We start from the raw sequence: 19,036 nt of genomic DNA on the forward strand, positions 1-19,036 counted from the left end.
AAATTGATAAAGGCTGAACCAGGATCCGGTTCAGAATGCGCATGACAAGGCCTAAAGGCCCGGCGCTTTTTCGCGAACAATTTCGGTGCCTATACCCTCATCCGTCAGAAGTTCCAGCAACAGAGCGTGAGGTACCCTGCCATCAATAATGTGGGCTTTCGGCACTCCGCCTCTGATAGCCGATAGACAGCTTTTAATTTTTGGTATCATTCCGCCGGATATACCTTCGGTCTTTATCAACTGTTCCGCCTCTTCTTCTGAAAGGCTTGAAATAAGATTATTCTGCGAATCCAGCACACCCGGCACATCCGTGAGCAACAGTAATTTTTCCGCTTCCAATGCCGCAGCCATAGCCCCGGCGGCCGTGTCCGCGTTTATGTTGTATGGTTTTTCCTGTGGACCTGCGCCTACTGGCGCTATAACGGGAACAAACCCCCGGTCTTCCAGTGAAGCTATCAAATCAGGGTTAATCCTTTCAACCTCTCCTACCAGTCCAAGGTCCTCATCAATACCGGCCAATCTTGCAGGCTTGGCTTTTTTTGCCCGGATGAGCTGACCATCGCGGCCTGATATGCCAACAGCCCGCCCGCCGTATGAATTGATCAGTGAGACTACGTCCTTGTTTACCTTTGCCACCAGGACCATCTCGACAACGTCCATAGTCTCTTCATCAGTGACGCGAAGCCCTTTGACAAACTTGCTCTCTTTACCCAGTTTCTTTAACAGCGCTCCTATTTGAGGGCCTCCACCGTGGACAATGACAGGTTTAACTCCGATGAAACTCAGAAGCGCCACATCCTCCGCAAAATCCCGTTTGAGATCGTTGTTCGTCATAGCGCTGCCGCCATATTTTATGAGGATTCGTTTGCCTCTAAACTTCCTGATATATGGAAGAGCTTCAGCGAGTATACCCGCTCTCATCTCCGGAGAAACAGGTTGTGGAGTTTTATCGTTGGTCATTCGAAATCTCTCGTTTATCGGCGCAGCCGGCGAAATATCGAATCGTCGTCGGCTTTCACGCGCTAAAATTTCTATTTTAACATGAACTTCTAAAATTCGTTAAGGAAAATTATTGATTTTCACGCGTTTTTCACAGCGTTAACAATCATTTGATGCCCCAGGTTCGTAAATCGTATTGTTTCATCAATCAATTTCCTGAACGGCTTCAGCGGTTGAAACACTGTTTCTAGTTCCTCTTCAGGGTGGTACAGCTTCTTTCTCAAGTTAAAGGATCTGGTTCTCACCTGGATTTTCCGGAATCCTACCGACTCCAGGATTTTCACAATTGTGACCGGATCAAAAAGAACTATATGGTCAGAGCCGTTCAGATAAACCCACTCAGGTCCGTTTACCATCCTGGACAGGGAGTTGAAATTTGTCGTTGAAAGACGCAACAGGCCACCGGGTCTCAAGCTTGTATATGCTCTCAGCAGACAGGCTCTTGGAGATTCCAGATGTTCAATCACGTCCCAAAGTCTTATCGCATCGAATGATCCTTCGGTTGCCTCGAATTTTTCCGCTCCCGATGTGATTATTCTCTTGATACCCTTATTAATAAGATTTGCAATAGCTTCATGGTTGATCTCTACTGCCCAGGTCTCCCAACCCATAAGTCTCGCCGTGTTCAGGAACCAGCCCTTGCCGGGTCCTATTTCCAGTATTTGGTTTAGCTTCCGGTAATTTCCAAATATCGCGAGTTCCCGACAAATTCTATTTAGCTGGCGGGTTGAAAGTTTATCCTCACCCATTGCGCCGGTTCCGGAAACTCTCTGATATTGCTCGTGGAATTTTAGATGTGGATCTACAAAAACAAGTCCGCAATCCCAGCAACGAACATGCCTAAAGCCTTCTTTTTCAAAGATAAGACTGGAATTGTCCGACCCGCACAAGTCACATACTCTGTGAACCTTTTCCTCAAATTGACATGTTGATTGACATGGGCCCATGATCTGCTTATCGCCAACAAATGGTATTCTTGTCAAAATATTTTAGTTTGAATACCTTATCAACATATTATCACTTGTTTTTAATCGTATCGCCTTGATTACTTTGATGAGTCGTGATAAATACTTGGTAATTATATATTAGTAAGTTATTAGGAGCTTATGCTTGGAGCTTAAAGCCATTGCTGATTTCTTGTTTGAGGTTGGGATGCTTAAACGCACCCCCAGATCCGGTTTTCAGTTCCTGGGAACGGGAAAAGAAACGGTAGCGGAGCATAGCCTTCGCTGCGCGGTGATTGGTTACACTCTCTCCCGGATGTCCGCGGAATCTGACACCTCCAGGGTAGTCTTGATGTGTTTGTTTCATGATCTTGTAGAAGCCCGGACCGGAGACCTCAATTACGTAAACAAGAAATACGTGATCGCAGATGAAAAGTCTGCGGTGAGAGATATGACGGCCAATTTGCCCTTTGGTGAAGAAATCAGACTCTTAACCGAAGAATTCAATTCAAGGACCTCTTATGAATCGCAGCTTGCCAATGACGCTGACCAGATTGAGATGATACTCCAACTCAAGGAACTCGGAGATCTCGGCAATCCATACTCTCGAGAATGGATACTGACCGCTACCAAGAGGCTTCGGACGGAAAAAGGAAAACAACTGGCCCGGAGTATAATGAATACTGATTTCTCAGCATGGTGGTTCCAGGAAAAAGATGACGAGTGGTGGATACACGCTGTCAAACCCGAAGAGAGCGAAAAGTAGTCTGTATCCCCAAAAAATATGTTCCGGATCAAAAACGGTTTGACAGTGGGTAAAAGGTGACGTGCCTCATGACAAAGATTTCGTTTTTAATGTCAGGACCAAATTTGATTTCGATAATTCTCGGCGCAGCCATTATGATTGGGCTCCCCTCGTGGTCCGAGGCTATGACCGTGAACCCCGATGAGTGGCCGGGGATTGTAGCGGGGGCCTCCGGCGCGGGTGAGGCTCTGAAACAATTCTCCAACTCGTCCGGCCATCTGCTCAAAACCAACGAAGAGCCAAAAGCGAGATATCAGTGGCTGTTTAAGGAATCCCCGTCATCACAACCAAATGTGGATTATGACAATGTAAAACTGCTTGAAAAGCTTGATAGGGAAGTTCGGGAGGCAAGAAGGCTATATCTTGCGGGAGAAATCGAAAACTCCATTTTGAAATACAGAAACGCTATCGATCAGTTTGAGTATTTGCTGGACGATACCCCGCCGGCCCATCCTCTCCTGAAAGATCTTGAACAGAGATTTTCTCTTTTTGAAGAAGTGGCCACCAAAATTCTGGGGCCTATAACTTCGGATGTTCAGGAACAGAACTCTCCCCGGATATTCCATCTTATGGAAAAAAGAAGACTCGCCCGGCGTAATCTGGCGATGAAAAAGGCCGGATTGATCGAGCCGTTCGATGTTCCGGCTTCCTTGATGAAACTTGAGAGCGAAACATTGAACCAGCTTGTCCAGACCAAGGGGAAGAGGATTATTCATCCATCGGAACCAACCGAGGATGAACTCAGGAACCAGATTGTAGAATTAAGACGCAAAATTCAAAAGGATTCTCCTACCTGGACCTTGTTCCAAAAAGGCTCCCCAGTGACCCTGGCGGAAATACAAAAAGAAACACTGGGACCACATGAACTCATTATGGATTTCAACCTTCTTTCAGACCGAATGGTCGTGGGATTGATATCCAGGGAAAAGGCTATTTATACCCAATCTGCCATTCACAGAGCCGAACTAGACAAGGCGATCTCCAATCTTCAGGAAAAACTGAGGGATTACTCGACCGGTGACCAGTCCACCTTTATGGGGCACGCATGGAAGGAGCCTTGTCGTCGGGTTTATAGACACCTGATAGGAAAACTGCCACCAATCTCCAAAGAAAAAACCACCATATTGGTCATTCCAGACAGATCGTTATGGTATACCCCCTTCTCGCTCATGCTGGATTCCGAGGATCGCCCGTTTGGTCAAGACAGGCTGATATGTTTTGTCCCATCGGCCGACATACTAAAAGGCATGAGAGTCAAGGAAAATAACAAATCTAAATCAACGACCAAGAACGATCTTCTTGTATTCGAATCTATCCCCTGGGTTTCTGAAGCTAGCCTCAAGGAGAACTCCCCATCGGACAAGCCTCAAAAGAAAGCAGCGGTTAAGATTACGGAAGGAGAAAAGATAGAAAGGCTGATTTTGTCAAACAGCGTCTATCCGAGGCCTTCGGACGTAGTTGTAGGGGTCCAAAAAATATTCAGGAATTTTGAGGTGTTCGTCGGCCCGACGGCGACTGTTGATAGATTTCTCAGTGTTAAACCGCGTTCCGAAAAGGTCTCCATCCTTGCTGTCCCATTGGAAGTGCAGGATTTGGTCATGGATGACAAACAGCCTTGTTTTTTCTTCTCCCCGGACAAGACTGGCGAAAGGCGTTTTCTGATAAAAAATCTTTTTTCTATGCCGATGTATTCCGGAATGACAGTTTTGCCTATAGCGTGGTTTGAAATCCGCGATCCTGACAACTCAAATGGCGATGGCCCGTTGCTGACGTGCCTGGCCCTGCTTTACACAGGATCGAGAATCACCCTGATCAACTATTCTGACCCAAACTGGGGATCAGAACAGCCATTCCTAACAACTGTCCTCAAAAAAGTAGCGGCCAAAGAAACGCCCATTCAGGCGCTGGCTGACGCCCCGAGGGAATTGCCGAGCGGCATGGATTCTTCTTTTAACGGTAAGCCGCCATCCTGGTCGGGTTGGATCCTTCTCGGAGACCCGGAGAGATAAGGCTCGTGAGGGGGTGGCTGGTAGCGAATCGATCCCCGCGTTGCCAGGCAGGAACGCGGGTACGGCTAACGCTAACCGGCCAGGAAGTCTATTAAGCGGCCAGTTTTTTGGATAGCCTGGATATTGTTCTCGATGCCGTATTCCTGTGAAAAATTCCCTTGGTGACACCCTTACTCAACAGAGACATGGTAGAGTTAAGAAGAATTGACGCTTCGGGAGTTTTTTCTTCAATTGCTTTGAGATATTTTTTGACGGCCGTTTTAACTTTGGACTTGTAGGATATGTTTCTTAGGCGCTTCTTCTCGTTCTGGCGCATTCTTTTAAGTGCTGACGGATGATTAGCCATTAATAGCTCCTTTTATTTTTCGCCCTTTCGCCGGTGTTTTGTTCCCGCGAATTCATAAGCGACGAGACGCGCTTCTCCAGCGCTCGTGATCAATTCTTCTATATCTCAAAAAAATGCGTATCATGTCAATAGCTTTTTGATGAAATCGCATAAAATAAGGCCTCTTCCATTCATTAGCAAAAAAGGTTAATTTAGTTCGAGAGCAATAAAATTGCCTTCTCGTTTCCGCTTGGCGGGAAGGACCGTCAGGTTTAACATTTTTTCATGCCCATCATTCGAAAACAAATCATCCTCAAAGGAATTTTACAGGGAATAGGTTTCAGGCCTACTGTTTATAGACTCGCTGTCAAACACAGGTTGTCGGGTTGGGTTGTGAACACAACCGGGGCTGTTCGCATAGAGGTGGAAGGAAACCAGGATCGATGTCAAAAATTTGTTGATGAACTGCCATCGTCCGTGCCTTTTCCTGGTCGAATAGACGAATATCGGATATTTGAAAAATCAGTTACGGGCGCTACGTCTTTCATGATTCAGCAGAGTCTGGAAACCCAGCGAGATATTACCCCAATCCCTCCCGATGTCGCTACTTGCCCCTCTTGCGCTTCCGAACTCTTCGATCCTCAAGATAGAAGATTCCTGTTTCCTTTCATCACCTGCACGCTATGCGGTCCCCGGTTTACCGTAGTCAGATCATTCCCATACGATAGAGACAGGACCAGCATGGCGGATTTCGTCATGTGCGATGAGTGCCGCAAAGAATACGAAAATCCTCTTGATCGCCGGTTTCATTCACAGACCAACTCATGTCCTGTTTGCGGTCCTCGCATGCGACTGGTTGATAGAGCGGGAAACGAGATCGATGATGATCCGGTCATGGGGGTCATAAAGTTTCTGAAACAGGGTAAAATTGCGGCCATTAAAGGGATTGGCGGCTTTCATCTGGCTGTTGACGCTTATAACAGCAACGCCGTTCAAAGGTTGCGAGACTTGAAAAACAGGCCTGAAAAACCCTTCGCTATCATGACGCGAGATCTTCAAGAGGCGCGGAAACTCTGTGAAATTGACGCGGCCGAAGAACAGGCCCTCACATCCGCAATGGCGCCGATAGTTTTGCTTAGATCCAATGGGGCCAAAGTTGCGCCGGAGGTCGCTCCTTTTGTCGGTTCTTTGGGCGTAATGCTCCCATATTCGCCAACGCATCATTTGTTGTTCAGGCGCCCCTCCTTCGAGGGCAGCGACTGTCTCTCAGCATTGGTAATGACATCAGGAAACCACTCGGATGAACCAATAGCTGTGGAAAACGGGGACGCTCTGCAGCGACTGGGATCAATCGCCGACGTCTTCCTCATTCATAATCGCCAGATCGTTTTGAGAGCGGATGATTCAATCGTAAGGGTCATAAGAGGGAAGCCTTCGGTTTTCAGACGATCCAGGGGTTATGTCCCTATGAGTTTTCGTTTTCAGAAATCGACAAGTTTTTCAGACGGCGATAGAGTGGAGATCCCCGGAATCCTTGGCGTAGGAGCGGATTTGAAAAACGCCCCTGCGATTGTCAGCCGTGGCTTGATTACACCCGGTCCACACGTGGGAGATCTTGAATCGCCTGAAGCTCAGGACCATTTCACTCGTTCAATTGATATACTGACCAATTATCTGGAGGTTACCCCATCGGTCATAGCGTTTGACCCCCATCCAGGTTATTTCAGTTCACGTTTGGCTCAACAGCATGACAAACAATTGATTCCAGTCTATCATCATCACGCTCACGCTGTCAGCTTGCTTGTTGAAAACGGACTGGACGGTCCGGCTCTTTTTGTGGTTTTTGATGGGACAGGCTATGGAGAGGATGGAACAATATGGGGTGGAGAATTTTTACTGGCGGACAGGTCATCCTTTCAACGTGTAGCGCGGCTTGGGCTATTCCCTCTGATCGGGGCCGAGATGGCGATCCGGGAGCCCCTTAGAATCGCTGCGGGCTTGCTCGCTCTCTCTAATGGAGGGACAATCCCGGCCGGCGCCCTCAAGCTGTTCGGCGCAGCTTCAGCTAAGACCCGTCTATGGTTAGAAGCATGGGAAAAGGGAATAAACACTCCATTAACGTCGTCCGCAGGCAGGTTGTTCGACGCTGCCGCGGCGCTTACGGGATTTAGGCGCCCCGTAACTTTCGAGGGTCAGGCGGCGATGTGGCTTGAATCTATAGCTGACGCAAACGATAACTATTCTTACAAAATAGAATTCAATGAAACGGAATTGCTGGAACCTGACGTGGCTTCATTGACTCGTTGTCTGGCTGAAGAAAGTTTGGCCGACGTTTCGCCTGCAAGGCTGGCAGCGCGATTTCACAACTCAGTGGTGGAATTGATTGCGGAAACGGTCCGAAGATTAGAACATCTGATTCCTGACAGAAAAGTGGGATTGACGGGAGGCTGTTTTCAAAACAAGCGACTCGTTCAAACAGCCGCTGAAAGGCTTGAAAAGGACGGCTTTGATGTTTTACTCCACAGTAATGTTCCTGTTAATGATGGCGGTATAGCAATCGGTCAGGCTATGGCCGGCATGGAAATCTGGTTGAGAGAGAATCGAACAAAATTTGGACAAAGCGGAAATTTACGTGAAAATTAACCTTTCCGGTCTTGTGAGGATGTGATTCATGTGTTTGGCCATACCAATGGTACTTGTTGAAATATCCGGTCCCGGCGTTGGAAAAGTGGACGCCGGGGGTGTAAAAACCGACGTTAGCCTGACTATGGCGCCGCATGCGAAGGTAGGAGATTACCTTATAATACACGCTGGATTCGCCATTGAGGTTCTTGACCATGAAGAGGCCTCAATAAGGCTGGATCTGTTCAAAGAGCTTGCGGAAGCTACAAAAAATGAGGCTGTAGATTGAAAGTTGAAACGGAAAAACACGCGGCGAAAAAACTTGCCGCGGACATTAACTCCATGTTGTCCGAATACCCAGGATCCATGAAGTTTATGGAAGTTTGCGGCACTCATACTATGGCGATTCATTCATCCGGCATAAAAAGCCTGTTCACAAAACGGCTTGGTCTGGTCTCAGGCCCCGGGTGTCCCGTATGCGTGACAGAAAAGCTTTTTATTGATCAGTCCATCTTCTTGGGAAAGGAGCTAGGGGTATGCCTGGTGACCTTCGGAGATTTGATCAGGGTGCCCGGATCTTCGGGCTCCCTGGCTGATTTCAGATCCCAGGGCGGCATGGTCAGGGTGGTTTACTCGCCTATGGACGCAATAGATATTGCCATTCAGGTTGCGCCTAAGCCTGCGGTTTTTCTCGGCATAGGGTTCGAAACAACCATTCCCACTGTGGCGGCCACAGTGAAAACCGCCCGGGCGAGAAACGTGCAAAATCTTTTTGTATTGCCGGCTTTCAAGACTATCCACCAACCTCTGAAAATGCTGGCTTCTCAGAAAGATTTGACCGGATTCCTGTTACCTGGTCATGTTTCAGCCATAATTGGGGCCGATTCTTATAAATACCTCGCTTCGGAATACTCAAAACCAGGCGTCATCGCCGGCTTCGAAGGACTGGACATACTCCTGGCTCTTAGAAGCCTGGTCCGTATGACCATTAATAAGGAACCGAAGATCGAGAACAACTACAAAACCGTGGTTCGCCAGGAGGGTAATATCTTTGCCCGGGCATTGATAGATGAGATCTTTGAACCCTCCGACGCTTCATGGAGGGGCCTGGGATTGATACCTGGCAGCGGTCTTGCCTTCAAATCCCCCTACGAAGAGTTTGACGCCTTGAACCGGTTTAACGTCGAGGTTCAGGAAGAGCCGGATGACCCACGCTGCAAGTGCGCCAGGATTCTCACGGGAGAACTGACTCCAAATCAGTGCGGGCTGTTTGGGAGGGAATGCGTTCCGGAAGAACCGGTTGGTCCTTGCATGGTTTCATCAGAAGGCACATGCGCGGCTTATTATAAGTACGGAGGGGTTTCTATTGACGCCTAGATCTAACGGAAAATCCATTTCCCTCGCCCACGGTGGCGGCGGGAAAATGTCTGGGAGACTCATTCGCGACCTGGTTCTCCCCAGGCTCAATCGAGGGAAACTTGCCGCCCTGGCGGATTCAGTAGTGTTGTCGGACTTTGGGGATAAAATTGCTTTTACGACAGACTCTTTCGTGGTAGCGCCGATCTTTTTCCCGGGTGGAGACATAGGATCACTTTCGGTCCACGGAACATGTAATGATCTTGCATGTTCAGGGGCAAGACCCACCTTTTTGTCCGTGGGTTTGATCCTCGAAGAAGGGTTCCCCATGGACGATCTAACAAGAATCCTCGACTCTATGTCTTCCGCCGCCGATACCTGCGGTGTGGAAATTGTGACCGGTGACACAAAGGTTACGCCCAAAGGAGCTACCGATCGCATATTCATAAACACAGCCGGCATAGGAAAGGTAGTCTCTTCCGTTGAGTTAACTCCCAGCCGCATTGAGCCAGGCGACATCATCATTGTTAGCGGCCAGGTTGGAGATCATGGTATGGCCGTGATGCTGAGTCGCGCTGAGTTTTCTTTCGACTTCGACGTTAAATCCGATTCAGCGGGTGTCTGGCCGATTGTGGAACGATTGCTCAAGCTTGGAGGGGCGTTGAAATTCCTGCGTGACCCTACAAGGGGCGGACTTAGCGCCACACTCAATGAAATTGCCACAATGACAAATTTGACTGTTTCTGTGGATGAAACATTGATTCCCGTGTCTCCACAGGTTTCAGCCGCTGCTGAAATCCTCGGTATCAATCCTCTTGAAGCGGCCAATGAGGGGAAAATCGTAGCAGTGATTGACGGGCGCTACGCAGCGCAAGCGTTTGACATGCTGAAAGATTGTCCTCAAGCGTCTCAAGCTTGCGCCATAGGGACGATGACTTCGGAGACAAAACCGAGAGTTGTAATAAAAACCAGAATCGGCGGATCAAGAATTCTTGCAGAACCTTCGGGCGAACTTCTTCCAAGAATTTGTTAGCCAATCGCACAAGAATCTGAATATATGATCTGAACGTCCGAAGTTTGTTCCGTGTTCATGCATGGCGGCATTACGAGGGTAATCAAGAATGGACCGAAGCTCTAATCCGGAAGCGTCCGAAAATCCGGGCCCACCTTGCGCAATTAACAATTCCGGAACTTTGCCTAAGAAAACAGGCGAAGACAATCCGTATATGAACGCGTTAACGCAATTTGACAAGGCTGTATCTCATCTGAATCTGAAACGGGGAGTCATTGACATGCTTCGATGTCCGAAGCGTGAGTTGTCCGTAAATTTCCCCGTCATGATGGACAATGGGCATATAGTCATTTTTAGAGGCTACCGGGTACACCATTCTGTGGTGAGGGGACCGACCAAAGGCGGGATCAGGTACGCCCCAGGTGTGACACTCGATGAAGTTCGAGCCCTTGCGATGTGGATGACGTGGAAATGCGCTTTAATGAATCTCCCCTATGGCGGAGCCAAGGGCGGAGTAATCGTCGATCCCAAGCAGTTGTCCCAGCGCGAACTGGAACGCCTCACTCGAAGATACGCAACTGAAATCAGTGTCTTGATGGGACCGGAAAGCGACATCCCTGCGCCTGATGTAGGAACTAATCCTCAGATTATGGCATGGATAATGGATACGTATTCCATGCATCGCGGTTTCTCGATCCCTGCGGTTGTCACGGGTAAACCCGTAGAAATTGGCGGATCGCTGGGAAGGACGGAAGCGACCGGTCGTGGTGTAGGTTTTTGCATACTTGAAGCGCTTAAGCTCAGTGGAATAAGTCGCGAAAAAGCTACTGTGGCCATTCAAGGCTTTGGAAACGTCGGATCAGTGGCGGCTCGCATGGCCCACGATCTGGGAATGAAAGTCATCGCATTAAGTTCATCGAAGGGCGGGATCTGCAGATCGAACGGAATCGATCCTTCAGACGTCTCGCGACACATCGAAGAAGGTGGTTCCGTAACGAGTTTTTCGGAGCAGGATTTTATTTCAAATGAGGATTTGCTCACTTTGGATTGTGATGTCTTGATCACGGCCGCAGTTGAAAACCAGATCACATCGCATAACGCCTCCAAAATAAAAGCCAAAATACTGGCGGAAGGCGCTAATGGTCCTACCACGCCGGAGGCTGATGAAATTATCAACAGCAACGGGGTATTTGTCATACCGGATGTGTTGTGTAACGCGGGCGGAGTAACCGTGAGCTACCTGGAATGGGTTCAGGACCTTCAGTCTTTTTTCTGGCCGGTAGAAGAAATTAACTTAAAACTTCAGTATTTGATGACCAAGGCCTTCGAAAGCGTGATCGAGGCTTCGAAGCGGTTCGATGTTTCTAATAGAGAAGCCGCCCAAATCCTTGCTATCCAGAGGATATCAGACGCCATATTGATTAGGGGGATCTACCCTTAACGGGGCTGAAGGAATGAAAGTCGCGTTCAGACTGACTTTAATGGAGAGGTTCTCCAACCTTCCAGATCTTTGATGATACGTTTCCCTATGGCGTATTTGTCAAATTTACAAGGAGCGGCTCTTGAGCCGGTCTCGAGAAAATTGATTATCCTGGGTCCAAATTCCGTTTCAAGAACCTCATCTTCATCCATTATGACAATGTTGCCCGCCGGAGCGCTCCTGGCTCGCTGTTCTTGTTCTCCGGATCCATGGCTTTCTGGGATTATGACCGCTTTTACCCCAGTCAAAAGTATCTCGTTAACTGTATTGTAACCAGCGCGGGAAACTACCAGATCAGCCTGATTGAAAAGATCCACGAGATCCAGCGTAAATCCCAGGAACCGGACTCCATGGCCGAGAGGATGGGAAAGAATTGTGGAACTCGATTCCGGATCAAGATAAGTATCCAGAACCACGACGATTTGAAATTTGGCTTTCAGGTTGAACCTGTCGATAAAATCCAGAATACGCAGCGTAACTGCCATCGCCTTGGAATTACGGCCAAGAGATATCACTATCAGGGGCCTGTCAGGGAGTCCGAATCTTTCGAGCGCCTTTTCCCTCTCCGGAAGTTCTTCCGAAGTTCTATTTGTTATCTTTCCCAGATAATGAATCTTTTTATCAAGCTCCGGATCGCTTCCCAGGAATTCCTTGTTGATGTCAATAACATTCCTATCTTCAAGCACATACATGAAATCGTATAGAGACCCTATGTTTATGGATTCTGAGCGATGTCTCGGATTCTGGTAAGGAATCCTAAGCAAAGGAACCCATTTCATTATGCCTCTACAAATATGGGCCACTGCAAAATCAACCGGACCGCCTTTTCTCATCCATTTTTTCATGAGCAGAGGTATAAGCTCACTCATTTGGCCGGTCATGTTGTGTTCGATTATTAGGGCGTCCGGTTGCAGGAAATCGAAACTAGCAAGTATCAGGCGTTGACGGAAATCAAAGATGTTCTCGAGTTCGAAGCCTGAAAGGTACCTGGAACACATCGGGCTGTCTTTACGATCTATGTCCAGCTTCACCGAGGGTAATTTGATTACTTCAATGCATTCCCTAAAGAAAACTTGAGGGACTGATGTCCCGGATATTACGAGGAAATCTATATCAGGGCGCCATTTTTTGATCCCGGTTATTACGGCTGAAGTCCTGAAAGCGTGGCCGACGCCTATTGAATTGTGAGTGTAGACAAGAATTCTTTTGATACGACGTTTCATAATTAAATTGAAGACTTTATCCTAATATATTTTGTGGATTTGTATTCAAGGCTTTAAATTGGTTCTCCGATTAGATCACACAACCCAATGCATCGCAACCTCTCAAATCAAGCGATTCAGCAAAATGACACGCAGCAAAATGACTCAAACCAATTTCCCGAAGTTGCGGTTCTTCGTCTGAACAAATTTTTTGAGCGTAAAGGCACCTTGGATGGAATGAACAACCTGAAGGTGGATTAATCGGATCAGCCGGGTCTCCTTTAAGTATTATCTTTCGACCCACCAATTCAGGTCGTGTGCTGGGGACATTGGACATTAGAGCTTCGGTATAGGGATGTCGTGGTCTATCGAAAAGAGCATTGGCGGGGGCGTATTCTACTACTCGTCCAACATACATGAGCAATATTTTCTTGCTTAAATGCCTTATGAGCCCCAGATCGTGTGAAATAAACAGGTATGCGATTCCCATTTGCCTTTGGATGTCCATGGCCAGGTTCACTATTTGGGCCTGGACAGACACATCCAGGGCTGATGTCGGTTCATCGGCGACGAGCAGGCGGGGATAAAGGGCCAAGGCTCTGGCGAAACTTATTCGCTGCCGCTGACCTCCTGAAAAAGCGTGAGGGTATCTGTTCAGATACTGAACTTTCAAGCCAACCATTTCGACCATTTCTCTAACACGCCCTTCCAGTTCAGCCCCTTTCGCTACATTGTTTACAACCAGCGGTTCGCCGAGAATTTCCCGGACTGTCATCCTTGGATTGAGAGATGCGAAGGGATCTTGAAAAACCATCTGGACGAACGGACGATATGGCTTCATTTGATTTGGGGTCAAAGACGCGAGATCCACTCTTGGAGACCCGTTCGGGGGTTGAAACCAGATCTCGCCTCCAGTAGGCCGATAAGCTCCCATGATCATTCGCCCTACTGTGGTTTTTCCACATCCGGATTCTCCAACCAGACCAAGAGTTTCACCCGGATCTACCGTGAAGCTTACTCCATCAACAGCTTTGACGTGCCCTGCTATTTTTCGAAACACTCCTTTATGGATAGGAAAGTGTTTCTTCAGATTCTTGACTTCCAGTAAAGGCCCAGTTTCAGTCAAACAAACACCTCACATGTTGAGACACATTCGTGGGCAAGCGACAAAGTGCCTATCTCCTACCTGGTTCAAGTCATAAGGATTGTCACGACACACCGTTGATCCACCACACTCCTGACATCGGCCCCAAAACGGACAGCCGATAATTGTGGACATCGGGTCGGGCAAAGATCCCTCTATTGTGGCCAGTTCAGTTCCTACCGGTGTATCAATTCCCGGCACTGACCTAAGAAGCGCTTTTGTATATGGATGAAGCGGGTCCTTGAAAATAACATCTACCGGCGCCTGTTCCATGACCCTGCCGGCATAAACGATCAGCACATCATCACTAATATCGGCTATAACCCCAAGATTGTGTGAGATGAACAGGATAGCCATACCAAATTCTTCCTGCAGGTCTTTCAAGAGGGCCAGAATCTGGGCCTGAATGGTCACGTCCAAGGCGGTGGTGGGCTCATCCGCTATGAGTATACGAGGATTGCACATCAAAGCCATGGCAATCATCGCCCGTTGTCTCATACCTCCGGATAACTGATGGGGGTAAGCGTCGATCCGCTTTTCAGGCTGTGGAATACCCACCCTACTCAGCATTTCTACGGCCCTGTTACGGGCTTCATGGTGAGATACATCCTCGTGCAGCGTCAAAGCTTCCATGATTTGAGAACCAACAGTGTGCACTGGGCTGAAAGAATTCATGGGCTCCTGAAAAATCATTGTAATGTCTTTTCCACGTATACTTCGAGCCGCGGAGCCTCCTGGATTAAGCGTCACAAGATCCAGCCTGTTTTCCTGTCCATCCCCTCCATTCAGATCCAGCCAGATTTTCCCATTTACAATGCGACCCGGAGCAGGAACAATCCGCAAAATTGAAAGGCCTATAACACTTTTCCCACTACCTGACTCCCCCACTATTCCAAGCGTTTTTCGCGGCCCCAGAGAGAAACTAACGCCATCTACCGCTCGGGCCACACCCTCGTCGAGGAAAAAATGAACACCCAGGTTCTCTACTTCCAAGATCGGTCCCATTAAAAATTACCTCGAATACGGATCAACAGCGTCACGCAGGCCATCTCCAACAAAGTTGAATGAAAGCACGATGATTATCACGAAAAGGACTGGTATCAACAACCAGGGATACAGGGCCACTGTAGTGACATTCTGAGCCTCTTTAAGCAGCACCCCGAGACTGGTGATCGGGGGTCTGAGTCCGATCCCAAGGAAGGACAGCGCTGTTTCCGCCAGTATCATCCCGGGAATGGCCAGTGTCACGGAAACAATGATATGGCTCGTAAATGAAGGGAGCAGATGTTTGAAAATTATCCTGGCGTCTGAAGCCCCGATGAATTTGGCGGCCAAAACGAATTCTTCTTCTCTCAAAGCCATGAGTTTCCCTCGTACCATTCGGGCCAGGTCAGTCCAACCGACGAGCGAAAGTATAATGGTTATGGCGAAGTAGACTTTGAGAGCAGGCCAATGTGGCGGCATTGAGGCGGACAGCCCCATCCATAGAGGTATGCTTGGGAAACAGCGGATTACCTCTATAATTCTCTGTATTATTCCGTCCGACCAGCCCCCGAAGTATCCTGACACGCCTCCGAGGGTCACTCCCAGGAAAAGGCTGAACATAACGCCTATCATGCCTATTGACAGTGAAATCCTGGTTCCGTAAAGGCAACGAGAAAAGACATCTCTACCCATTCTGTCGGCGCCGAACAAAAATAGCGTCCCCGGGTGGTCTACCCCAAACAAATGTCTGTCCCACTCCCATTCACCCCAGAAATGGTAGGGGTCACCTTTCACCAAAAATTTTATCGGGAAGTGAGTGCCTGGAACATCTCTTACGTACGCCTGGTTCTTGACCATATCCAGTTCGAGATACGATTGTCGCACAAACGGCCAACATAAGGAGCCGTTTTCCTCGAATAGATGAACTTTCGTCATGGGAGCGTAGATGGCTTCTAAATGTCTTGTGTCCTTGTTATACGGCGCCAGAAACTCACAGAAAAATGCTGTGAAATACATGCCGCAGATCGAGACCAGTCCTATCATGGCAAGTGTGTGTTTCTTGTAACGCCACCAGATAAGTTGTCTTGCCGAAGCGTTGAGATACTTTTGCTGCCTCGCGCTTATAGGATCCTGTTTCATAGTCCCTCGCGCGCTCCGAACCGTATTCTGGGATCCACCCATGCCAGGAGGATGTCCGAAATCAGCGTCCCCACGACCGTTAGACTGCTCAACATCATTATAAATGTCCCCGCCAACTGCATGTCCTGACTCATTAGAGCGCTCAAGAGAAGTGGGCCCGTGGTCGGCAAATTCAACACCACCGCTGTAATGGCGATGCCTGATACCAGTTCAGGAATTGTCCAGCCGATTGTGCTTACCAACGGGTTAATGGCGACCCGAACAGGGTATTTGAGAATCAGACGAATCTCTGAAAGACCCTTGGCGCGAGCCGTAACCACATATGGTTTCCTTAACTCATCAAGGAGGTTTCCGCGAATTATCCTGATGAACTTGGCGGTATGCGCCAACCCGACTATGACTACCGGAACCCAGAGATGCTTCAACAAGTCCAGAAATTTTGCTACGCCCCATGGGGCCTCAGCGTAATCCGGAGAAAACAGTCCCCCTATGCTTAACCCCAGATAGGCGTAAGAAACCCACAGGAGAACGAGAGCCAATAGAAAATTGGGGGTCGCCAGCCCGATAAAACCAAAGACAGTAAGAGCGTAATCCAGCCACGAATATTGACGAACAGCGGAATAAATTCCTATTGGAACGGACACGGCCCAGGTAAACAAAAGTGTGCACGTAGATATGATTATTGTTAGACTGAGCCTTTCACCAATTAACTCAGAGACTGGTTTGTTCCATTCGTAAGAGTGTCCAAAATCGCCGTGAATAAAGTTCCAGGCCCATTTGAAATATTGCATGTACATTGGCTGATCCAGGCCAAAGCGGGTTTTCAAAGACTCCAGTTCGGCCTGGTCCACAGTTTCGCCACTGGCGCTTAATTGCGACACATAGGTCGTAAGAAAATCGCCAGGGGGCAACTGGATTATCACAAACGAAATTATTGATATTGCGATCAGGGTAGGAATCATCATAAGGATGCGCCGAATTATGTATGCAAACACAATATTTCCCCTTTGTCATCTTTTCCCAACGTCTCAGCGCAAGCTCCAGAGGCTGTATCAATCATTACTTTATCGAGCGCCGGACTTCTTCAGTTCAAAGGAAAACTGTTCCGGATGAATCGGCCCCGGATTTGGATATATCCAGCTTTGCAGATCTCTCTTAGGCAAATTGAACATTCTTTTTGAAACCACATAATAATCCTGCGGATCCTGAACAAGACCGATAACCCACAGATTTTTTTCGTCGGCTGCTATTATCTTTTCGAACAATTCTTTTTGCTTATCTTTAGAAACGGTCCTGAGAATTTCATCATATATGCCTGCAAGTTCTTTTATATCTTCAGGAGGGGCTTCACCCTTGGCTCCGTCACTTTGAAACCACTGGCCGTACAAGGGAGCGTTGAGACTTTCCGAACTGTATGGAAAGTACCATCTGGGGTCAAGCAGACATTCCAGTCCACCATCTCCAGGCCATAGAGCAATGTCGTGAACAGCGTTTTGTGTTCGCTGTCTGAATAATTCCATGGTCTCAGCCTTGACTTCGGTGTCGATTCCAACCTGCTTGAGATTGGACGCTACTATTTCGGCGCTATCCACCCAGCCCGGCATTGTGGTGACAACGTCCAGGGAAATTTGCAGAGGTAGGCCGTCAGGTCGGGTTCGCTTTCCTGCTCTATTTTTCTTGAGTCCCATTTCATCCAATAGCTCGTTGGCCTTGTCAGGATTAAAATCCAGATAAGCGTTCTCATAAGACACATTATAGAATTCTGACTCCTTCAAGGGCGCTGCTTGCCTCGGAATCCCCTTTCCCCTACAGACGATTTTATTGATTTCTGTTCGATTGACGGCGTGAGAAACCGCTATTCTGAATCTCCTGTCAGAAAAAACGCTTCTCATGACAGGGTCCTTATGATTAATATTCGGAGCCAACAAAATACCGACCGACGCTGACAGCGTCTTCGGGACAAGTCTGAAATTGCCGTTACCTACGCTGGCAAGCAACAGAACCGTGTTCTGCATGCTTCCGAGATGGCGTCCCTGCATGTCGATCTCACCCGCTATCGCTTTGAGCACGATCGTTTTGGCTTCAGCCACCAAATCGTTAGCTACCTTGTCTATGTATGGCAATTGATTCCCATCAGGATCCACTTTCCAGTAATATGGGTTTCTTTCCATCACAAACCTTTTGGCGGGAGCGGGAATTTTTGTGATCCACGCACACAGGGAAGGGTATTTCTTGCTTACGAACATTGCGTGCCTGAGGTTCGAGACATCGTGAAAAAGCTTGACCCAACTGCTTTCACGTCGTTCTTTTATCAATTGATTAAGCTTCTCGGGGTCGGCGTATTTCTTGTGAAAGTTTCTCAGGTAGTGTTTCGGCTTGGTTACAAGCTCCATGGCGTACGGACAGGCCAGTTCCTGCAAAAAGACGCTGTACGGCTTAGGAAATTCTATACTGAAGGTATAGTCGTCTATTTTGGTGACTTTCGGAGCGCTTCCGTCGGGCGACAGCCATGTGGGAATTGAGGACGTCAGTTCTTTGTTAAACAGAATGTCTTCAAAATAGAAGAGGATATCGTCGGCTGTGAAAGGTTCTCCATCGGACCATTTAACTCCCTTCACAAGATAAAATGTATAGAGTTTGCCCTGTTCGTCTACTTCCCACTTTTCGGCCAAATTCGGAGCGACTTTGAATTCAGGGTTCCACCTGACTAGCGGTTCATACAAAATTCTACGAACGCCGACCAGATCCGAAAGACCAGTGTAAGCGCGGCGCCATACTCCCCCGTAATGACCTATCCTATCAAAGGGACTCACCACTACGGGTTCAGGAGGAAGTCGTTTCTCAATCGGCGGCAGAGTTCCGGTTTTTACTTCCTTCGAAAGACCGGGAGCCTCATTGAAAGCTCCTGCGCTTGAAACAAATACCCAGAAAAAACCGAATAAAATGAAGGGCAGTATTCCGGTCAAATTCTTTCGGAAAAACCACTCCGGCATAAACCGTCCTCCTTATCTTCC

16 protein-coding genes are annotated in these 19,036 nt (G+C 48.1%); 7 read left to right on the top strand and 9 right to left on the bottom strand.

Going from position 1 to position 19,036, the window contains the following annotated elements:
* Positions 1-51: 51 nt before the first annotated feature.
* Complete coding sequence (gene argB, locus WC647_02615) at positions 52-960, bottom strand: acetylglutamate kinase (GenBank protein ID MFA6221187.1); 909 nt, start codon at positions 958-960, stop codon at positions 52-54.
* A 119-nt stretch (positions 961-1,079) separates the two neighbouring features.
* Positions 1,080-1,946: a class I SAM-dependent methyltransferase gene (locus WC647_02620; GenBank protein MFA6221188.1), complete on the bottom strand. Its 867-nt coding sequence runs from the start codon at positions 1,944-1,946 to the stop codon at positions 1,080-1,082.
* 163 nt (positions 1,947-2,109) lie between these two features.
* Between WC647_02620 and WC647_02625 the strand changes: the two genes are divergently transcribed.
* Positions 2,110-2,709 carry an HD domain-containing protein gene (locus tag WC647_02625; GenBank protein MFA6221189.1) on the top strand — a complete coding sequence of 200 codons (600 nt, stop codon included), beginning with the start codon at positions 2,110-2,112 and terminating at the stop codon, positions 2,707-2,709.
* Positions 2,710-2,777: 68 nt separating this feature from the next.
* Positions 2,778-4,757, top strand: coding sequence for a hypothetical protein (locus WC647_02630; GenBank protein ID MFA6221190.1), 1,980 nt, complete (start codon positions 2,778-2,780; stop codon positions 4,755-4,757).
* A gap of 91 nt (positions 4,758-4,848) precedes the next feature.
* Here the strand turns inward: WC647_02630 and rpsT are convergent, their stop codons facing one another.
* A complete protein-coding gene (gene rpsT / locus WC647_02635) occupies positions 4,849-5,103 on the bottom strand; it encodes a 30S ribosomal protein S20 (GenBank protein ID MFA6221191.1) in 255 nt (84 codons plus the stop codon).
* A 264-nt stretch (positions 5,104-5,367) separates the two neighbouring features.
* On the opposite strand from rpsT, the gene hypF reads away from it, so the two are divergent.
* The 5 genes from hypF to WC647_02660 all read left to right on the top strand — a co-directional run bounded on the left by hypF (position 5,368) and on the right by WC647_02660 (position 11,513).
* The gene (gene hypF / locus WC647_02640; protein ID MFA6221192.1) at positions 5,368-7,725 is read left to right on the top strand and encodes a carbamoyltransferase HypF; all 2,358 of its coding nucleotides are present in this window, start codon (positions 5,368-5,370) and stop codon (positions 7,723-7,725) included.
* A 28-nt stretch (positions 7,726-7,753) separates the two neighbouring features.
* Entirely contained in the window at positions 7,754-7,993 is a 240-nt protein-coding gene (locus tag WC647_02645; GenBank protein ID MFA6221193.1) for a HypC/HybG/HupF family hydrogenase formation chaperone, read from the top strand.
* The gene (hypD, locus tag WC647_02650; protein ID MFA6221194.1) at positions 7,990-9,081 is read left to right on the top strand and encodes a hydrogenase formation protein HypD; all 1,092 of its coding nucleotides are present in this window, start codon (positions 7,990-7,992) and stop codon (positions 9,079-9,081) included. The genes WC647_02645 and hypD overlap by 4 nt, the downstream gene beginning before the upstream one ends.
* Positions 9,071-10,093 (top strand): hydrogenase expression/formation protein HypE, encoded by a 1,023-nt coding sequence (hypE, locus tag WC647_02655; GenBank protein ID MFA6221195.1) that lies wholly within the window; start codon positions 9,071-9,073, stop codon positions 10,091-10,093. The genes hypD and hypE overlap by 11 nt, the downstream gene beginning before the upstream one ends.
* Positions 10,094-10,181: 88 nt before the next feature.
* A complete protein-coding gene (locus WC647_02660) occupies positions 10,182-11,513 on the top strand; it encodes a Glu/Leu/Phe/Val dehydrogenase (protein ID MFA6221196.1) in 1,332 nt (443 codons plus the stop codon).
* Positions 11,514-11,539: 26 nt separating this feature from the next.
* Here WC647_02660 and WC647_02665 read toward each other — a convergent pair whose 3' ends face one another.
* From WC647_02665 to WC647_02690, 6 genes are all read right to left on the bottom strand, one after another.
* Positions 11,540-12,775: a glycosyltransferase gene (locus WC647_02665; protein ID MFA6221197.1), complete on the bottom strand. Its 1,236-nt coding sequence runs from the start codon at positions 12,773-12,775 to the stop codon at positions 11,540-11,542.
* A 70-nt stretch (positions 12,776-12,845) separates the two neighbouring features.
* Positions 12,846-13,880, bottom strand: coding sequence for an oligopeptide/dipeptide ABC transporter ATP-binding protein (locus tag WC647_02670; protein MFA6221198.1), 1,035 nt, complete (start codon positions 13,878-13,880; stop codon positions 12,846-12,848).
* A gap of 9 nt (positions 13,881-13,889) precedes the next feature.
* On the bottom strand, positions 13,890-14,903 hold the full coding sequence (locus WC647_02675; protein MFA6221199.1) for an ABC transporter ATP-binding protein: 1,014 nt from the start codon (positions 14,901-14,903) through the stop codon (positions 13,890-13,892).
* 6 nt (positions 14,904-14,909) lie between these two features.
* Complete coding sequence (locus tag WC647_02680; protein MFA6221200.1) at positions 14,910-16,022, bottom strand: ABC transporter permease; 1,113 nt, start codon at positions 16,020-16,022, stop codon at positions 14,910-14,912.
* Complete coding sequence (locus WC647_02685) at positions 16,019-17,017, bottom strand: ABC transporter permease (GenBank protein MFA6221201.1); 999 nt, start codon at positions 17,015-17,017, stop codon at positions 16,019-16,021. The genes WC647_02680 and WC647_02685 overlap by 4 nt, the downstream gene beginning before the upstream one ends.
* 69 nt (positions 17,018-17,086) lie before the next feature.
* Entirely contained in the window at positions 17,087-19,015 is a 1,929-nt protein-coding gene (locus WC647_02690) for an ABC transporter substrate-binding protein (protein MFA6221202.1), read from the bottom strand.
* Between the last annotated feature and the right edge of the window lie 21 nt (positions 19,016-19,036).

The sequence above is a fragment of the Desulfomonilaceae bacterium genome, assembly GCA_041662605.1.
Lineage (GTDB): Bacteria > Desulfobacterota > Desulfomonilia > Desulfomonilales > Desulfomonilaceae > CAJBEZ01.